The sequence below is a fragment of the Pseudomonas sp. PGPPP4 genome (genome assembly GCF_002256045.1).
Lineage (GTDB): Bacteria > Pseudomonadota > Gammaproteobacteria > Pseudomonadales > Pseudomonadaceae > Chryseomonas > Chryseomonas oryzihabitans.
On sequence record NZ_NKID01000009.1, the window covers coordinates 25,370 to 40,190 of the forward strand.

Below are 14,821 nucleotides of genomic sequence, written 5' to 3' on the forward strand. Positions count from 1 at the left end.
CCTCACCGGGTGCGGGGGGCCGTGACTGTGAAGGCTACGGGAAATCTGCGCGAGGCCTGTAGAATGGCGCGACTTTTTCATGCAGGAGTTCCGATGGAGCGGCCGTCTTTCCGCCTCGCCTTTCTCAATCCACGTTATTGGCCGCTCTGGCTGGGGCTCGGCCTGCTCTGGCTGCTGGTGCAACTGCCCTACGCCGTGCTGCTGCGTCTGGCCCGGGGACTCGGCTGGATCTTCTATCACGTCGCCGGGCAGCGCCGGGCCATCGCCCGCCGCAATCTGGAACTCTGCTTTCCTCAGCTCGACGAACAGGCGCGTGACCTGTTGCTCAGGCGCAACTTCGCCAGCAGCGCCATGGCCCTGCTGGAGATGGCCATGAGCTGGTGGTGGCCGCGGCAGCGCCTGGCCGGGCTGGCCCATATCGAAGGCCTCGAGCACCTGCAGGCCGCCCAGCGCGACGGGCAGGGCGTGATCCTCATGGCGCTGCATTTCACCACCCTGGAAATCGGTGCGGCGCTGCTCGGTCAGCGGCACACCATCGATGGCATGTACCGCCAGCACAAGAATCCGGTGTTCGACTTCATCCAGCGCCGTGGTCGCGAGCGCCACAACCTGGACGCCACCGCCATCGAGCGCGAGGACGTGCGCGCCATGCTCAAGGTGCTGCGCGCCGGTCGTGCCATCTGGTATGCGCCGGATCAGGACTACGGCGCCAAGCAGAGCCTCTTCGTGCCGCTGTTCGGCATCCAGGCGGCGACGGTGACGGCCACCACCAAGTTCGCCCGTCTGGGGCGGGCCAGGGTGCTGCCCTTCACCCAGGAACGCCTGGCGGATGGTTCGGGCTATCGCCTGGTCGTTCATCCGCCGCTGGCCGACTTTCCCGGCGACAGCGAGGAAGCCGACTGCCTGCGCATCAACCAGTGGGTGGAGCACTGCGTCAGCCAGTTGCCCGAGCAGTACCTCTGGGCCCACCGGCGCTTCAAGACCCGCCCGGCCGGTGAGCCCAAGCTCTATCCGAAGAAGAAACGCTAGATGAGTCTGGGCGGCGAAGGGCGCACGGGGCTGATTCTGGCCGGCGGTGGCGCGCGGGCCGCCTATCAGGTCGGGGTGCTGCAGGTGGTGGCGGACACCCTGGCGGTCCGTTCCGACAATCCCTTTCCGATTCTCGTCGGTACCTCGGCGGGGGCGCTGAATGCCGCCGTGCTGGGCTGTGGCGCCCTGGATTTCGGCCGTGCGGTGGATCGCCTGGCGGCGGTCTGGTCAGGTCTGAACACGGCGATGATCTATCGCAGCGACTGGGCGGGGGCGACCCGCCAGGCCGCGCGCTTCGGGCTGCAGACGCTGTTCGGTGCCTGGCGCCAGGAGCCCCTGGCCCTGCTCGACAACGCCCCGCTGCGAGCCCTGCTCAGCCGCGAGCTGGATTTCTCCGGCATCACCGCCGCCTTGCGCCAGCGCGCCCTGCGCGCCGTGGCAGTCACGGCGTTCGGTTACGCCTCGGGCCAGGCGATGACCTTTTACCAGAGTCATGGCGCCCTGGATCCCTGGTTTCGCCACCGGCGCGTCGGGGTTCCGGCGCGGCTGGCGGTCGACCACCTGCTCGCCAGCACGGCCATTCCGCTGTTCTTTCCGCCGGTGAAGGTGGGGCGTGAATACCTGGGCGATGGCTCGGTGCGGCAGACGGCGCCCATCAGTCCGGCGCTGCATCTGGGGGCGGATCGCATCCTGGTCATAGGGCTCGGCGCGCCCGGGGGGCACGAGCACGGCCTGCAGGGTCGGCCGCCGACGGTGGCGCAGATCGGCGGCCACCTGCTCAACAGCACCTTCGTCGATGCCCTGGACAGCGATACCGAAACCCTGCGCCGTCTCAATCTGCTGAGCAGTGCGCTGCCGGCGGGGGATCCGGTCAGCGGACGCTTCTGCCGTCCCGTGGAGATGCTGGTGATCTCGCCCAGCCAGCCGCTGGCGGACATCGCCACCCATCACCGCAAGCGCCTGCCGCCGGCATTGCGGCAGTTGCTGCGCGGCGTCGGGGTGAATCGGCCTTCGGGCAGTGCCCTGCTCAGCTATCTGCTGTTCGAAGCGGCCTACTGCCAGGAGCTGATGGCGCTGGGAAGGGCCGATGCCCAGGCCCGCCTGCCGGAGCTGCGGGCCTTTCTCGCCGGCGCCTAGGCCTTATTCGGCGATCTGCAGTTCCCGCGCCTTGGTGTAGAAGTAGCGGATCTTCTCGTACTCGAAGGGCGAGTTGAGCTGGCCGTATCTCATGTCGGTCACGTACCTGAGGTTGATGCCGCGCAGCACCATGATCTCCGGATGACGACTGCTCTCGTCGCTGACGTTGAGGAAGTTGATCTGCGCCTCGGCGGCGAAGTCCACCGCCAGGCCACCGGTGTCGCGCAGGTTGGACGGGCCGAGGATCGGCAGCATCAGGAAGGGACCGTCACCCACGCCATAGAAGCCCAGGGTCTGGCCGAAGTCTTCCGGCTGCTTGATCAGCCCGACGCGGGTCGCCGGATCCCACAGGCCGAACACCCCCACGGTGGTGTTGAGCAGCAGCCGGCCGGTGGTGTCCAGGGCGCGGCGGCCCTTGAACTGCAGCAGGCTGTTGAGCAGGTTGTTGACGTCGCCCAGGTTGCTGAAGAAGTTGCTCACGCCCGAGCGGACGAAGCGCGGGGTGATATAGCGATAACCATTGACCACCGGCAGCAGGACCCACTCGTCCAGCCGATAGTTGAAGTGGTAGACGTGGCGGTTCCAGGATTCGAAGGGGTCGTAGACGTCCAGCGCCACCAGTGACGCCCGTTCGAATTCGCGCTGGTCCAGCCCCGGGTTGTACTTGAGGGTCGACAGCGGATTGCTGAAGCCGTCGGCGCCCACAGGCGCGGCCGGCATGGTGTCCGAGCCGATGGTCAGGGTGGAGGAGGGCGGCGGGCTCGATTCGGCAGCGAATACCGAGGCACTGGCCATCAGGAGAAGAGCGAGCAGGGACTTAACCACGGGCGAAGAACTCCAGCATGGCGTTCGCGTTGACGCGGTAGTTGAGATTGCCGCAATGGCCGCCGTGGGGATAGACGGTCAAGCGATCGCCAAAGGTCTTGCGCAGGAAACCGAGGTCGCCCGGGCCGAGGATGATGTCGTCGGCATTGTGCATGACGCCGATCTTCGGGCTGCTCTTCAGATAGTCCTCCAGCGCGGTGAGGCTGGACTTGCGCGCCAGATCGTCGAGGTTCTGCCCCTTGAAGTTCTTTTGCCAGAACGGCATCACCTGCTCGGTCATGTAGCAGTCGAAATCGCACTGCAGCGAACGGGCGAAGAAGCGCGTCAGGCTGGTGCCCTCGCTGATCGGGTAGGTCGGCGGGGTGATCAGGCCGCGGCGGTTGATCAGGTCGGAGGTAAAGGCGATGTCGGCTGCCGAGAAGCGGAAGGACGAGCCGATCAGCATGGCCAGTTCTTCGTTGCTCAGCCGCTCCGGCGAGCGCTGGAAGTCGCGCACCACGGCGTCGTTGAAGTCGACGTAGCCCTTTTCCTGGAAGTAGCGGGTCAGCTTGGACAGGATCAGCTCGTAGAAGGTGCGGTTGTTGGTGACGCCCTTCACCTCGGTCTGCACCAGGCGATCCAGGTTGCGTACCGAGGTCAGCAGATTGACCGGCGGATTGACCATCAGCACCTTCTTGAAATTGAAGCTGCGTTGGCTTTCGTCCAGGTAGGAGACGAAGGCGGCGTCCAGGCCGCCCAGGCTGTAGCCGGTCAGGTAGTAGTCGGTGACGGGCAGCTTGGGATGCTGGGCGCGCACCGCCTGCATGGCCCGATAGAGGTCCTCGGCATCGTGCGGGGTGTAGCCCGGGGTGGCGGTGCGCGACACCGACACCATGAAGTCCCAGCTGGTGGGCGAGGACAGCTGCACCACGTGGTAGCCGGCCGCGTAATACAGCCGCTTGAGGTATTCCTGGGTGCTGGAGGAATAGTTGGCCCCGGTGCCGGCGATCAGGAAGATCAGCGGCGCCGGATGGTCCTGGCGGGCGAGGCGGTAGTGGAATTTCTTCACCGGCCAGAAGTTGCCGGGCAGCTGGTATTCCCGCTCCGGACGCAGGTTGAGACTGTAGTCATCCTGGTCGATGGTGCTTTCGGGCGGCAGCTCGGGGCGGAATTTTTCCGGCGTGGTGACGATGGTGGCTTCGAAAGGATTGACCAGTGGATAGCCATAGGTGGCGGCATCCACTTCGGCGGCCGCGTGCGCGGTACCCCAGAGGCCGGAAAACAGCGCGCCCAGCAGGGCGGCGACGCGCAACGGAAGACGCATGGACAGAGTCCTTTCAGAGGGCTTGAGAGCGTAGGTAAGACAACGACTCGCCGATAGGTTGCATCGGCGAGCGAAGGTTTCTGCGAGGCGTCGATTACAGAGCGGTCGACGGGCTGCGTCAAGCGACATCGGATGTCGCGAAAAGTGCAGCTCTTGTCGCTAACCGGTCGTTATGCGTCGTCCAGGCGGTAGTGGCCATCTTGCATTGCCCGAATGATGGGGGTGGGGCAACCGCCCGACTTCCATAGCGAGAGGACTGCTGCATGAGCATGGTGAAGAAACTGTTGGGAATAGGACTCGGTGTTGCGCTGACCTCGGCCATGAGCCTGGCCCAGGCGGCCAAGCCGGAAATCACTATCGGCTATGTCGATGGCTGGGCCGATAGCGTGGCCACGACCCATACCGCAGCTGAAGTGATCCGCCAGAATCTGGGCTATGAGGTCAAGCTCATGCCGGTCGCCGCCGGCATCATGTGGCAGGGGGTCGCGCGCGGCAAGCTCGACGCCATGCTCTCCGCCTGGTTGCCGGTCACTCACGGCGCCTACTACGAGAAGATGAAGGACCAGGTGGTCGATCTGAACGTCAATACCCCCGATGCCAAGATCGGTCTGATCGTGCCGGAGTACGTCAAGGCCAACAGCATCGCCGATCTGCAGGCGCAGAAGGCCGACTTCGGCGGCCGGATCGTCGGTATCGACGCCGGTGCCGGGGTCATGCTCAAGGCCGACCAGGCGATCAAGGACTACGGCCTGGACTACAAGCTGGTGGCCAGTTCGGGCAGCGGCATGATCGCCGAGCTGACCCGGGCGGAAAAGGACCAGAAGCCGGTCGTGGTGACGGGCTGGGTACCGCACTGGATGTTCGCCAAGTGGAAGCTCAAGTTCCTCGAAGATCCCAAGGGCGTGTTCGGTGGCTCCGAGCATGTGGACACCGTGGCCAACCCGGCCCTCGAAGCCAAGGCCAAGCCGGTCTGGGATTTCCTGAAGAAATTCGCCTGGCAGCCGGGTGAGGTGAACGAGGTGATGCTGGCCGTGGAAGAAGGTAAGAAGCCGGAAGAGGCCGCCAAGGCCTGGATCGCTGCCCATCCGGATCGCGTGAAGTCCTGGCTGCCCTGAGGGTTGGCCGAATGAAGAACGGGCCCCGCGGGGCCCGTTTTGCTAGCTGTGCAGCTGCTCGGCCGCGTACAGCGTGTTCTCCAGCAGGCAGGCCCGCGTCATGGGGCCGACGCCACCCGGGACCGGGGTGATCCAGCTGGCGCGTTCGCAGGCGCTTTCGTATTCGACGTCGCCGACCAGGCGGCCATCGGCCTGACGATTGATGCCGACGTCGATGACGATGGCGCCGGGCTTGATCCATTCACCCTTGACCAGTCCGGGCTTGCCCACGGCGACCACCACCAGGTCGGCCTGGCTGACATGGTGCTCGAGGGAGCGGGTGAACCTGTGGGTCACGGTGGTGGTGCAGCCGGCCAGCAGCAATTCCAGCGCCATGGGGCGGCCGACGATATTGGAGGCGCCGACGACCACCGCATCCAGACCATAGAGGTCGACGCCGGTGCTGTGCAGCAGGGTCATGATGCCCTTGGGCGTGCAGGGGCGCAGCTGGGGATTGCGCTGCGCCAGCCGGCCCAAATTGTAGGGGTGGAAGCCGTCCACGTCCTTGTCGGTGCGGATGCGCTCCAGCAACCCGGTGGCGTCCAGGTGGGCGGGGAGGGGCAGTTGCAGCAGGATGCCGTCGACGCCGGTGTCGTCATTCAGACGATCGATCAGGGCTTCCAGCTCGGCCTGGCTGGTAGTGGCCGGCAGGTCATGGGCATAGGAGTCGAAACCGACCTCTTCGCAGTCCTTGCGCTTGTGCGCCACATAGACGCGCGAGGCGGGATCGTCGCCGACCAGGATGACGGCGAGGCCAGGGGCGCGCAGTCCGGCGCTACGACGTTGAGAGACTCGCTGGGCAATATCCTGGCGCAGGCGGGCGGCAATGGACTTGCCGTCGATCAGTTGGGCGGTCATGGGCGATTTCTGGTGGTGACGGAAAAGGGTCGGCTATTTTCGCATGGACGGGCCCGCTCGCAACAGAGAAGCCTCTGCGGCGGCTAACTCATTCTTCTGCTTAAAAATTTTTAAAAAATTAGTTGACGGACCTGCGCGAGCTTTATAACATTCGCCCCGCTTGCCGAGCACAGCCCAAGTCACTGACAAGGGCCAGGCAAGAGGCTTCTCACCAAGGAAGTCTCTGCTAGGGCAGCTGCCGTAACAGGCGCCCGTAGCTCAGCTGGATAGAGCATCCGCCTTCTAAGCGGATGGTCGCAGGTTCGAGTCCTGCCGGGCGCGCCATTGGCGGTTCGGCGACGGCAAGCAGGTAAGATATGGTGGGCGTAGCTCAGTTGGTAGAGCACAGGATTGTGGCTCCTGGTGTCGTGGGTTCGATTCCCATCGTCCACCCCATATTTAGCGAACGCCAGACCTTGTGTCTGGCGTTCGTGTTTCAAGCGTCTCGCGGACGTGGTGGAATTGGTAGACACACCAGATTTAGGTTCTGGCGCCGCAAGGTGTGAGAGTTCGAGTCTCTCCGTCCGCACCAATCAAGATGCACAGCAAGAGACCGGCCCAGTGCCGGTTTTTTTGTGCCCGCGATTTAGCGGGCGACCAGAGGATCGCTAGCGCCGGCGCCGGACCTCAGTGCAGATGCCGCAGCAGCGGCGCGCAGAGGGCGAAGGCCAACGAAGTGCCGAACAGCAGGGCCCGGGTCCAGCGTTGCGCGGTGCGCCTGTGGCACACGGGCGGCGGCGAGCCTGCCGTGGCGGACTGATCGATGGCGCTGTCGAACAGGGTGATCGAGCGGGTCAATTGGGTTCGCATGATCCGACCTCTTGCCGTATGCACTAATTGTTATTGGCACCTTCAAGATAATGCGCTGGGCGGGTAATGCAAGATGCCTGGAGAGCCCGGACGAGTGGCGGCGCCGCCGCTGGCCACGCGGCCGGTCAAGGACGGCCGCGCCCCGGGGCGGGTCAGGCGGGAGGTGGCGACCAACGGTCAGTTGAGCGTTGTGGTCAGCAGGAAGAAGGCGCCGCCGAGGGCTCCGCCACTGATCAGGACCAGGCTGATCAAGGCGCCGCCCACGAACTGGGCGATGTCATCACTGATTTCGTATTCCGCTTTCATGCTGGGCTCCAGAAGGTAGATGCCGCTACAGATAGCAACCGCGCGTTACAGCGCGACGACACCGGTCGCATCAAGGCTAGCTGTTCGCCCAGTTCAGCCAGAGCGTCTGTTCTTCGCTGAGCTGACCCACTTCGCGCAGCGCCTGTTCCAGGTCTTCGCGAACCCGGCGCTTGAGATCGGCGTTGAGATCGACCTGGGCGCTCTCCGCCAGCCGATCGGCGAGCGAGAGATCCGCACTGAGCTGGCGCAGGCGGGGCCCGATGAAATCCTTCTGCTGCATGAGCCGCTCCTATCTCCTGACGCTTCGGAGTGTGGCATGGGGGAGCTTCGACTGAACACAGGTGGGAAAAATATTGTCTGACTTGATTGGTCAAAAGTCGGACTTTCGGCAGCTCGTGTCGTTTTCAGGTCCGAGATGTCAGCTTTATAGAGGGAAGAACAGATCATGAGCGGGAATTCGACGCGCAAGTTGCTGGTGCTGACCGCAGGTTTCGGCCTGCTGGTGATCGCCGCCGTGGCCACCACCCATCGCAGCGATTCGACCGGCAGCGAGCCGGCCGTGGTGGCCACCACTACGCCGCCGGTAGCGGCCCATGCACCCACCACGGGTACCCATCCCGTCGCCGACGAACACAAGCAGGATCTCGCGAGCTTCCTGGCCCAGGCGGCCCTGACGCCCTGCGGGTCCACCCTGCCAGCGACCATCACCGACCCTGCCTGCCGTGCCGCCATCGAAACCCATGCGCGGCGTGCCGGCTATGGCGACGACGAGGTGGCGGCCTATCTGAATGCCCATCAGAGCCGATGATCCTCAGGGTTAGCGTGTTCGGTTATAAGTAAAGACTCTTTTCATATAGGTCGGTATAACCTGAGTGGTTATCCTGTGCGGCCGCAAGATGAGCCGACAACGGCAATTGGGGCTGTAATGGAAGTAGGGTCGATGGGCTTCGTGGTCGCGGGGCTGGTGGTTGGCTTCATCGTCGGCATGACGGGGGTGGGTGGTGGCTCGCTGATGACGCCCATCCTGCTCTGGTTCGGGATCAATCCGGCCGCAGCGGTGGGGACCGATCTGCTCTATGCCGCCATCACCAAGGCCGGCGGCGTCTTCGTCCACCAGCGCAATCGCAACATCGACTGGAAGGTGACCGGTTGGCTGGCCGCCGGCAGCGTGCCCGCGGCGGCACTGACGCTGCTCGCCCTGGCCCTGCTGCCCGGTGATCAGCAGGCGACCAATGCGCTGATCAAGCATGCCCTGGGCATCGTGTTGCTGCTGACGGCCCTGGCCATCCTGTTCAAGAAGCAGATCTTCGCCTTTGCCAGCCGCCATGCCAGCGACAGATTTCACCTGAGCGCCGGGCGGCTCAATGCCCTGACGGTCCTGACCGGCGCGGTACTGGGCTTCATGGTGACCCTGACCTCCATTGGCGCGGGTGCCCTGGGTACGGTGGCGCTCTTTCTGCTCTATCCGCTGATGGCGACCCGGCGTCTGGTCGGCACCGAGATCGCCCATGCGGTCCCCCTGACACTGGTGGCAGGGCTGGGACATGCCGGCCTGGGCAATCTGGACTGGCACATCCTGGGCTTTCTGCTGCTGGGTTCACTGCCGGGCATCTTCTTGGGTAGTCATCTCTCCGGACGCGTGCCGGACGGCGTCTTGCGCCCCTGTCTGGCAGTCATGCTGCTGGTGATAGGCACCAAACTGGTGGTCTAAACACAACCGCTGGCGGTAAAGAGTCATTCATCGGACGACTACTGGCGATCCGCCAGCTGAAAACATCTCTAGGATAGTTGCTACTCAATTTGTTATCGCAATTGCCGATAACCTGAGCGCCGAGTCCTCTCCTGGAGCTGCCAAATGTTTTCCGCCTCTGCCGAATCCGCCGCTGTCGACGATGCCACTGCCTATCATGCGCTGCGCCAGGCGCTGGATCGCTCCCTGGCAGTGATCGAATTCGATCTGCAGGGCAATGTGCTGCACGCCAACGACAACTTCCTGGAGACCTTCGGCTATCGTCTCGAGGAGATCAGTGGGCGGCATCACCGGCTGTTCTGCCCGCCCGAGGTAGCGGAAAGCGACGACTATCAGGACTTCTGGGCGACGCTGGGACGCGGCGAATTCCATAGCGGTGTCTACCGCCGCAAGCACAAGGACGGCAGCCTGAGATGGATCCGCGCCACCTACAATCCGTTGCTGGATAGCCAGGGGCGCCCGCAGCGCATCATCAAGTTCGCCACCGACATCACCGCGACGCGCCTGGAGGCGGTCGAGTACGAGGGCAAGATCGAGGCCATCCATCGCTCCCAGGCGGCGATCGAATTCGATCTGCAGGGCAACGTGCTCTGGGCCAACGACAATTTCCTCCGCATGACCGGCTATGCGCTGGACGAGCTGCGCGGGCGTCATCACAGCCTGATGTGCCCGGCCGACTACGCGCGTTCGGCGGAGTACGCCCTGCTGTGGAATCGCCTGGGGCAGGGCGTCTTCGATACCGGCGTCTACAAGCGCATCCGCCGCGATGGCCGGCCGATCTGGATCCAGGCCACCTACAACCCCATCCTCGACAGCGATGGTCGGCCCTACAAGGTGGTGAAGTTCGCCGTCGATGTCACAGCTGCGCAACTGCAGGCCGCCGAATTCGAAGGCAAGATGGCCGCCATCGACCGTGCCCAGGCGGTGATCGAATTCGATCTGCAGGGCAACATCCTGACGGCCAACGAGAATTTCCTGTCGGCCCTGGGTTACAGCCTGGACGAGGTGCGCGGCAAGCACCACCGGATCTTCTGCGAACCCGAGCATGCCCGCTCGCCGGGCTATCGGCTGTTCTGGGAAAAGCTCGGTCGCGGCGACTTCGATACCGGGCTGTACAAGAGACGCGCCAGCGACGGCCGCCAGGTGTGGATCCAGGCCACCTACAACCCCATCCTCGAAGCCGAGGGCAAGCCCTACAAGGTGGTGAAGTTTGCCAGCGACGTCACCGAGAGTCAGCTACGCAACAGCGACTACGAAGGCAAGGTGGCGGCCATCGACCGCTCCCAGGCCATCGCCGAGTTCTCCCTCGACGGCACGGTGCTCACCGCCAACCGCAACTTCCTGCTGGCTCTGGGTTACCAGGCCGATGAGGTAGTGGGCAAGCACCACCGCATCTTCTGTCCCGACGACTATGCCCGTTCCGCGGAGTACCGGTTGTTCTGGGATAAATTGGCGCGGGGCGAATTCGACGCCGGGGTGTACAAGAGACGCAACAGCCGGGGCGAGGAGATCTGGATCCAGGCCACCTACAACCCGATCTTCGACGCCGACGGCAAGCCGTGCAAGGTGGTGAAGTTCGCCGTGGACATCACCGAAAGCCAGGTTCGCAACAGCGACTATGCGGGCAAGGTGGCGGCCGTCGACCGTGGCCAGGCAGTGATCGAATTCGACCTGACCGGCAAGATCCTCGATGCCAACCGCAACTTCCTCGCGACCCTGGGTTATCGTCTGGAAGAGATCCGCGGCCAGCATCACCGCATCTTCTGCGAGGCGGAACACGTCGCCTCCGGCGAGTACCGCGAGTTCTGGGCGCGGCTGGCCCAGGGCGAGGTGTTTGGCGGACGCTTCATGCGGCTGAGCAAGTTCGGCCAGCGCATCTGGATCCAGGCCACCTACAACCCGATCTTCGACGCCGATGGCCAGGTGCACAAGGTGGTGAAGTTCGCCACTGATATCACCCACCAGGTGGAGCTGGAGCAGCACCTGCGGCAGAAGATCGAGCAGATGAATCTCTCGCTGCACGCCCTGACCCGCTCCATCAACCAGATCGCCGAGACCACCGACGACGCCAACCGCATGGCTCGACGCACCCTGGAGGAAGCCGAGCGCGGCTCCCTGACTCTGAGCCGCTCGCTGGATGCCATGGAGGCCATAGGCACCACCGCCGGGGGCATCCAGGACATCGTTCAGGTGATCAGCGACATCGCCAACCAGACCAACATGCTGGCCTTCAACGCAGCCATCGAGGCGGCCCGCGCCGGCGAGCACGGACTGGGCTTCTCGGTGGTGGCCGACGAGGTGCGCAAGCTGGCCGAGAAGTCGTCCCAGGCGACCAAGGAGATCAACAAGCTGATCCTGGAGTCGGTCAAAAGCATCGCCCAGGGCAGCGAGATCTCGCGCAGCGTGGGCGAGGCCTTTGGCCTGATCGCCGAAGGGGTGGGCAAGACCCAGCAGTCCATCGAGGCCATCAACGGCTCCACCGCGGCCCAGCTCGAGGATGCGGCGCGGGTCAATCAACTGATCCAAGAGCTGGACGCGGCCACCACGCTCACGCCGGTGACTGGGGGAGCCCGATCGTGACCGCGACCCAGGGCGTCGTGCGGATCGGCGAACTGGAAGTCGCCCTGTCCGCCCAGGCCCTGGAACGCGTGGTGCCCTGGCCGGAGCGCCTGGCCGCCCATCCGAGTCCGGTGCCCTGGCTGCTCGGCCTCTTCGAGCTGGGCGGCCAGCCGCTGCCGCTGGTGGACGGTCATCGCCTGCTGGGGCTGCCGGCGGGCGAGGGCGAGCGGCGGATCGCCGTGATCCGCCAGGGCGGTGGACGCTTCGGCCTGGCCATCGATGGCGTGGTGGATCTCCTCGGGCTGACGGATGACGTCATCGTACGCTTGCAAGGCGCGCCTGGACGCCTGCTGGGGCAGGTGTACCTGCGCCCGGACAGCGGTCGGCTGGTGCATCTGCTGGACCTGGATGCCCTGGCCGCCTTGCCGGGCTTCGAGGTCAGTGCCGACGTGCCGTCGACGCGGCAGCAGGTGGCCAGCGGCAAGGAAGGGGAGCGCCTCTATCTGCTGTTCGAGTGCGATGGGCGCCGCCTGTGCCTGGATGCGGCGGTGGTGCAGGAGCTGGTGGATCGACCGCACCTGACCCCCAGTGAATTCGCCAGCGACAGCTGTCGCCACCAGGTGCAGCTGCGGGGCCAGGTCCTGCCGGTGCTGGAGCTGTCCGAGCTGCTCGGCCTGGCCACGCCGGCGAACGGTCACCATGAGCAGCTGCTGGTGCTGGCGGCGGGCGACCAGGGTCAGTATCGGGTTGCCTTTGGCTTCCAGCGGCTGCTTGGCATGTGGCGCCGGGACCCGGAGCAGTGCGCGCCACTGCTGGGCTTTGGCCTGGAGCAGCCGGGGCTGTTGCGTGGGGTATTCAGCGCCGCCGATGGCGAGGCGGCGATCGTGATCGATCACCTGGCCCTGGGGTGCCAGGAGGCGGCGGTCGCCTATGCGCGGATCTATCGCACCGATCGCGACCTGTTGCGCGAAGAGCGCCGCCAGGTGCGGCGTCAGCCGTGCCTGACCTTTCTCGCCGAATTGCTGTTCGCCGTACCGCTGGAGCAGGTGGCCGAGGTCCTGCCGCTGCCGGCGCATTTCCTGCGCCTCGGTCAGCGGGACCCGCGGCTGCTGGGGTTGATGGAGGTCCGCGGCCAGCAGATCACCCTGGTGTGCCTGCGCACCCTCGCCGGTGCGGTGGCGGTCGAGCCCGGCCCCGGCGATCAGGTGATCGTGGTGGAAGGGCAGCGGCAGCGCCTGGGCTTCGTGGTGCAGCGAGTGGAGGCCATCGAGGCCTTTACCGAATTGCGCGCCGATGCCCTGGCGCGCAGCTGGCAGTTGCCGGGCGAGGGCGGCGCGGTGCCGGCGCAGCGGGCGCAGAGCTGGGTAGGGGTAGGGGCGCCGGGCAACAGTCGCCAGGCGACCCTGATCGACCTCGGCGCCCTGGCGTGGCGCCTGGAAGGCCAGCCACGGCAGACCCTGCCGGAGCCCTTGGCTGCGGCGATGTGACCTACCGCCTGTCACTTCGCTGAGCGGTCGGGTAACGGATCGCCAGCGCTCTGGTCAGGCGTCGTCTGATGTCCTCATCGAAGCGGCAGGGGCAGGCTAGAGCCCGTGAGGTTTTCCCGCCGGTGCCAGGCGGGGTGTGCGATCGGGGCTGTTCCTGGCAGTTCCGGGGGCGGGCGTTCATCAGCGCCCTGTCAAGAAATCCCACGGCGCGTCGAACCAGAGAAAGACACAACTTTCCTGGGTGATCCCATGTTCAACGCCGCACTCAAACGCCGCATCGCCGATCTCGAAGCCGAACTGTCCGAGCACCGCCAGGTCAGCGCCGCCTTCCATCAGGATTCGCTGCATCTGCTGCTGGACGCCCAGGGCCGGATCGAGGATTTCAACGAGAACTTCGCGCGCTGCCTGGGCTACGCCCCAGGTAGTCTGACCGGGCGAAATCTGGACGACATCATTCCGGACTATGTGAAGAAGCTGGTCTGCTACGGTGACCTGAAACGCAGCTTCAGCGAAGGCCGCCAGGCCAGTGGCATCTATCGCCTGCTGCGCGGCACGGGCGGCGTCGCCTGGCTCTATGCCATCTGGACGCCGGTGCGCGACAGCCAGGGTCAGGTCAAGCAGATCCGCTGCTATGCCTATGACCGTACCGAGCAGGTAGAAACCTCCACCGAACACTCGGGCATCATCAATGCGCTGCTGAGATCCACCGCGGTGATCGAGTTCAACCTGTCCGGCGAGGTGCTGACCGCCAACGAGCGCTTCCTGCAGGGCATGGGCTATTCGCTGGCGCAGATCGTCGGCAAGCACCACCGGATGTTCTGCAGCCGTGAAGAGGCCGAGTCGGCCGACTATCGCGCCTTCTGGGAGCGGCTCAACCGCGGCGACTACGTGGCCAGCCGCTTCAAGCGCATCGACAGCCATGGTCATACCGTCTGGCTGGAGGCCTCCTACAACCCGGTGCTCAATACCCGCGGCGAGCTGTACAAGGTCATCAAGTTCGCCACCGTCATCACCGAGCAGGTGGAACAGGAACTGGCGGTGGCCGAGGCCGCGCGGGTCGCCTTCGACATCTCCCAGACCACCGACGAAAGCGCCCGTCAGGGCGCGGCGGTGGTGCAGGACACGGTCGCGGTGATGACCCGCATCGCCGACGAGATCCAGGTCGCCGCCAATGGCATCGAGGACCTCGGCAAACAGTCGCTGGTGATCAGCGCCATCGTCAAGACCATCAGCGGCATCGCCGAGCAGACCAATCTGCTGGCGCTCAACGCCGCCATCGAAGCCGCCCGGGCCGGCGAGCAGGGGCGGGGCTTCGCGGTGGTGGCGGACGAGGTCCGGCAACTGGCCGGGCGCACCAGCAAGGCCACCGAGGAGATCGTCGGTGTGGTGCAGCAGAACCAGCAACTGGCGCAGACGGCGGTCAGCAACATGGCGGCCAGCCGGCAGCAGGCGGAGCAGGGGCTGCACCTGGCCAGCAACGCCGGGGTGCGCATCACCGAGATCCAGGAAGGCGCCCGCCAGGTGGTGGGCGCGGTCAGCCAGTTCGCTCGCCGGCTGAGTTAAG

At 65.2% G+C, this 14,821-nt stretch carries 13 protein-coding genes, 3 tRNA genes and 2 pseudogenes; 12 read left to right on the plus strand and 6 right to left on the minus strand.

Annotated elements, in window-relative coordinates:
* Positions 1-93 precede the first annotated feature (93 nt).
* Positions 94-1,029: a lipid A biosynthesis lauroyl acyltransferase gene (locus tag CFE50_RS16295; protein WP_144946384.1), complete on the plus strand. Its 936-nt coding sequence runs from the start codon at positions 94-96 to the stop codon at positions 1,027-1,029.
* Positions 1,030-2,166, plus strand: coding sequence for a patatin-like phospholipase family protein (locus tag CFE50_RS16300; RefSeq protein ID WP_286734983.1), 1,137 nt, complete (start codon positions 1,030-1,032; stop codon positions 2,164-2,166).
* 3 nt (positions 2,167-2,169) lie between these two features.
* Here the strand turns inward: CFE50_RS16300 and CFE50_RS16305 are convergent, their stop codons facing one another.
* Complete coding sequence (locus CFE50_RS16305) at positions 2,170-2,886, minus strand: MlaA family lipoprotein (protein ID WP_223855461.1); 717 nt, start codon at positions 2,884-2,886, stop codon at positions 2,170-2,172.
* 97 nt (positions 2,887-2,983) lie between these two features.
* A complete protein-coding gene (gene mlaY, locus CFE50_RS16310; RefSeq protein WP_027597678.1) occupies positions 2,984-4,294 on the minus strand; it encodes a lipid asymmetry maintenance lipase MlaY in 1,311 nt (436 codons plus the stop codon).
* A gap of 269 nt (positions 4,295-4,563) precedes the next feature.
* Here mlaY and CFE50_RS16315 point away from each other — a divergent pair, with 269 nt between their 5' ends.
* Complete coding sequence (locus CFE50_RS16315) at positions 4,564-5,409, plus strand: glycine betaine ABC transporter substrate-binding protein (RefSeq protein WP_371099721.1); 846 nt, start codon at positions 4,564-4,566, stop codon at positions 5,407-5,409.
* Positions 5,410-5,451: 42 nt separating this feature from the next.
* Here CFE50_RS16315 and folD read toward each other — a convergent pair whose 3' ends face one another.
* On the minus strand, positions 5,452-6,306 hold the full coding sequence (folD, locus tag CFE50_RS16320) for a bifunctional methylenetetrahydrofolate dehydrogenase/methenyltetrahydrofolate cyclohydrolase FolD (RefSeq protein WP_007162183.1): 855 nt from the start codon (positions 6,304-6,306) through the stop codon (positions 5,452-5,454).
* A 247-nt stretch (positions 6,307-6,553) separates the two neighbouring features.
* On the opposite strand from folD, the gene CFE50_RS16325 reads away from it, so the two are divergent.
* The 3 genes from CFE50_RS16325 to CFE50_RS16335 all read left to right on the plus strand — a co-directional run bounded on the left by CFE50_RS16325 (position 6,554) and on the right by CFE50_RS16335 (position 6,877).
* A tRNA-Arg gene (locus CFE50_RS16325) sits at positions 6,554-6,630 on the plus strand.
* 35 nt (positions 6,631-6,665) lie between these two features.
* Positions 6,666-6,741, plus strand: a tRNA-His gene (locus CFE50_RS16330).
* Between the two features lie 51 nt (positions 6,742-6,792).
* Positions 6,793-6,877: transfer RNA gene (locus tag CFE50_RS16335), tRNA-Leu, on the plus strand.
* Between the two features lie 95 nt (positions 6,878-6,972).
* Here CFE50_RS16335 and CFE50_RS16340 read toward each other — a convergent pair.
* From CFE50_RS16340 to CFE50_RS16350, 3 genes are all read right to left on the minus strand, one after another.
* Complete coding sequence (locus CFE50_RS16340) at positions 6,973-7,155, minus strand: hypothetical protein (protein WP_007162184.1); 183 nt, start codon at positions 7,153-7,155, stop codon at positions 6,973-6,975.
* Between the two features lie 177 nt (positions 7,156-7,332).
* Positions 7,333-7,461, minus strand: a complete 129-nt coding sequence (locus CFE50_RS16345; protein WP_260983952.1) for a hypothetical protein — start codon at positions 7,459-7,461, stop codon at positions 7,333-7,335.
* A gap of 76 nt (positions 7,462-7,537) precedes the next feature.
* Positions 7,538-7,741, minus strand: coding sequence for a hypothetical protein (locus CFE50_RS16350; RefSeq protein ID WP_007162186.1), 204 nt, complete (start codon positions 7,739-7,741; stop codon positions 7,538-7,540).
* Between the two features lie 165 nt (positions 7,742-7,906).
* Between CFE50_RS16350 and CFE50_RS16355 the strand changes: the two genes are divergently transcribed.
* The 6 genes and pseudogenes from CFE50_RS16355 to CFE50_RS22880 all read left to right on the plus strand — a co-directional run.
* Positions 7,907-8,269: a hypothetical protein gene (locus CFE50_RS16355; RefSeq protein ID WP_058790830.1), complete on the plus strand. Its 363-nt coding sequence runs from the start codon at positions 7,907-7,909 to the stop codon at positions 8,267-8,269.
* Positions 8,270-8,386: 117 nt separating this feature from the next.
* Complete coding sequence (locus tag CFE50_RS16360) at positions 8,387-9,172, plus strand: sulfite exporter TauE/SafE family protein (RefSeq protein WP_286734991.1); 786 nt, start codon at positions 8,387-8,389, stop codon at positions 9,170-9,172.
* A gap of 144 nt (positions 9,173-9,316) precedes the next feature.
* On the plus strand, positions 9,317-11,791 hold the full coding sequence (locus tag CFE50_RS16365; protein WP_286734993.1) for a methyl-accepting chemotaxis protein: 2,475 nt from the start codon (positions 9,317-9,319) through the stop codon (positions 11,789-11,791).
* A complete protein-coding gene (locus CFE50_RS16370; protein ID WP_286734995.1) occupies positions 11,788-13,257 on the plus strand; it encodes a chemotaxis protein CheW in 1,470 nt (489 codons plus the stop codon). The genes CFE50_RS16365 and CFE50_RS16370 overlap by 4 nt, the downstream gene beginning before the upstream one ends.
* 249 nt (positions 13,258-13,506) lie before the next feature.
* Positions 13,507-14,277 (plus strand): annotated as a pseudogene (locus CFE50_RS22875) (PAS domain-containing protein); the annotation flags it as partial.
* 105 nt (positions 14,278-14,382) lie between these two features.
* Positions 14,383-14,820: pseudogene (locus tag CFE50_RS22880) on the plus strand (methyl-accepting chemotaxis protein); the annotation flags it as partial.
* Position 14,821: the final 1 nt, after the last annotated feature.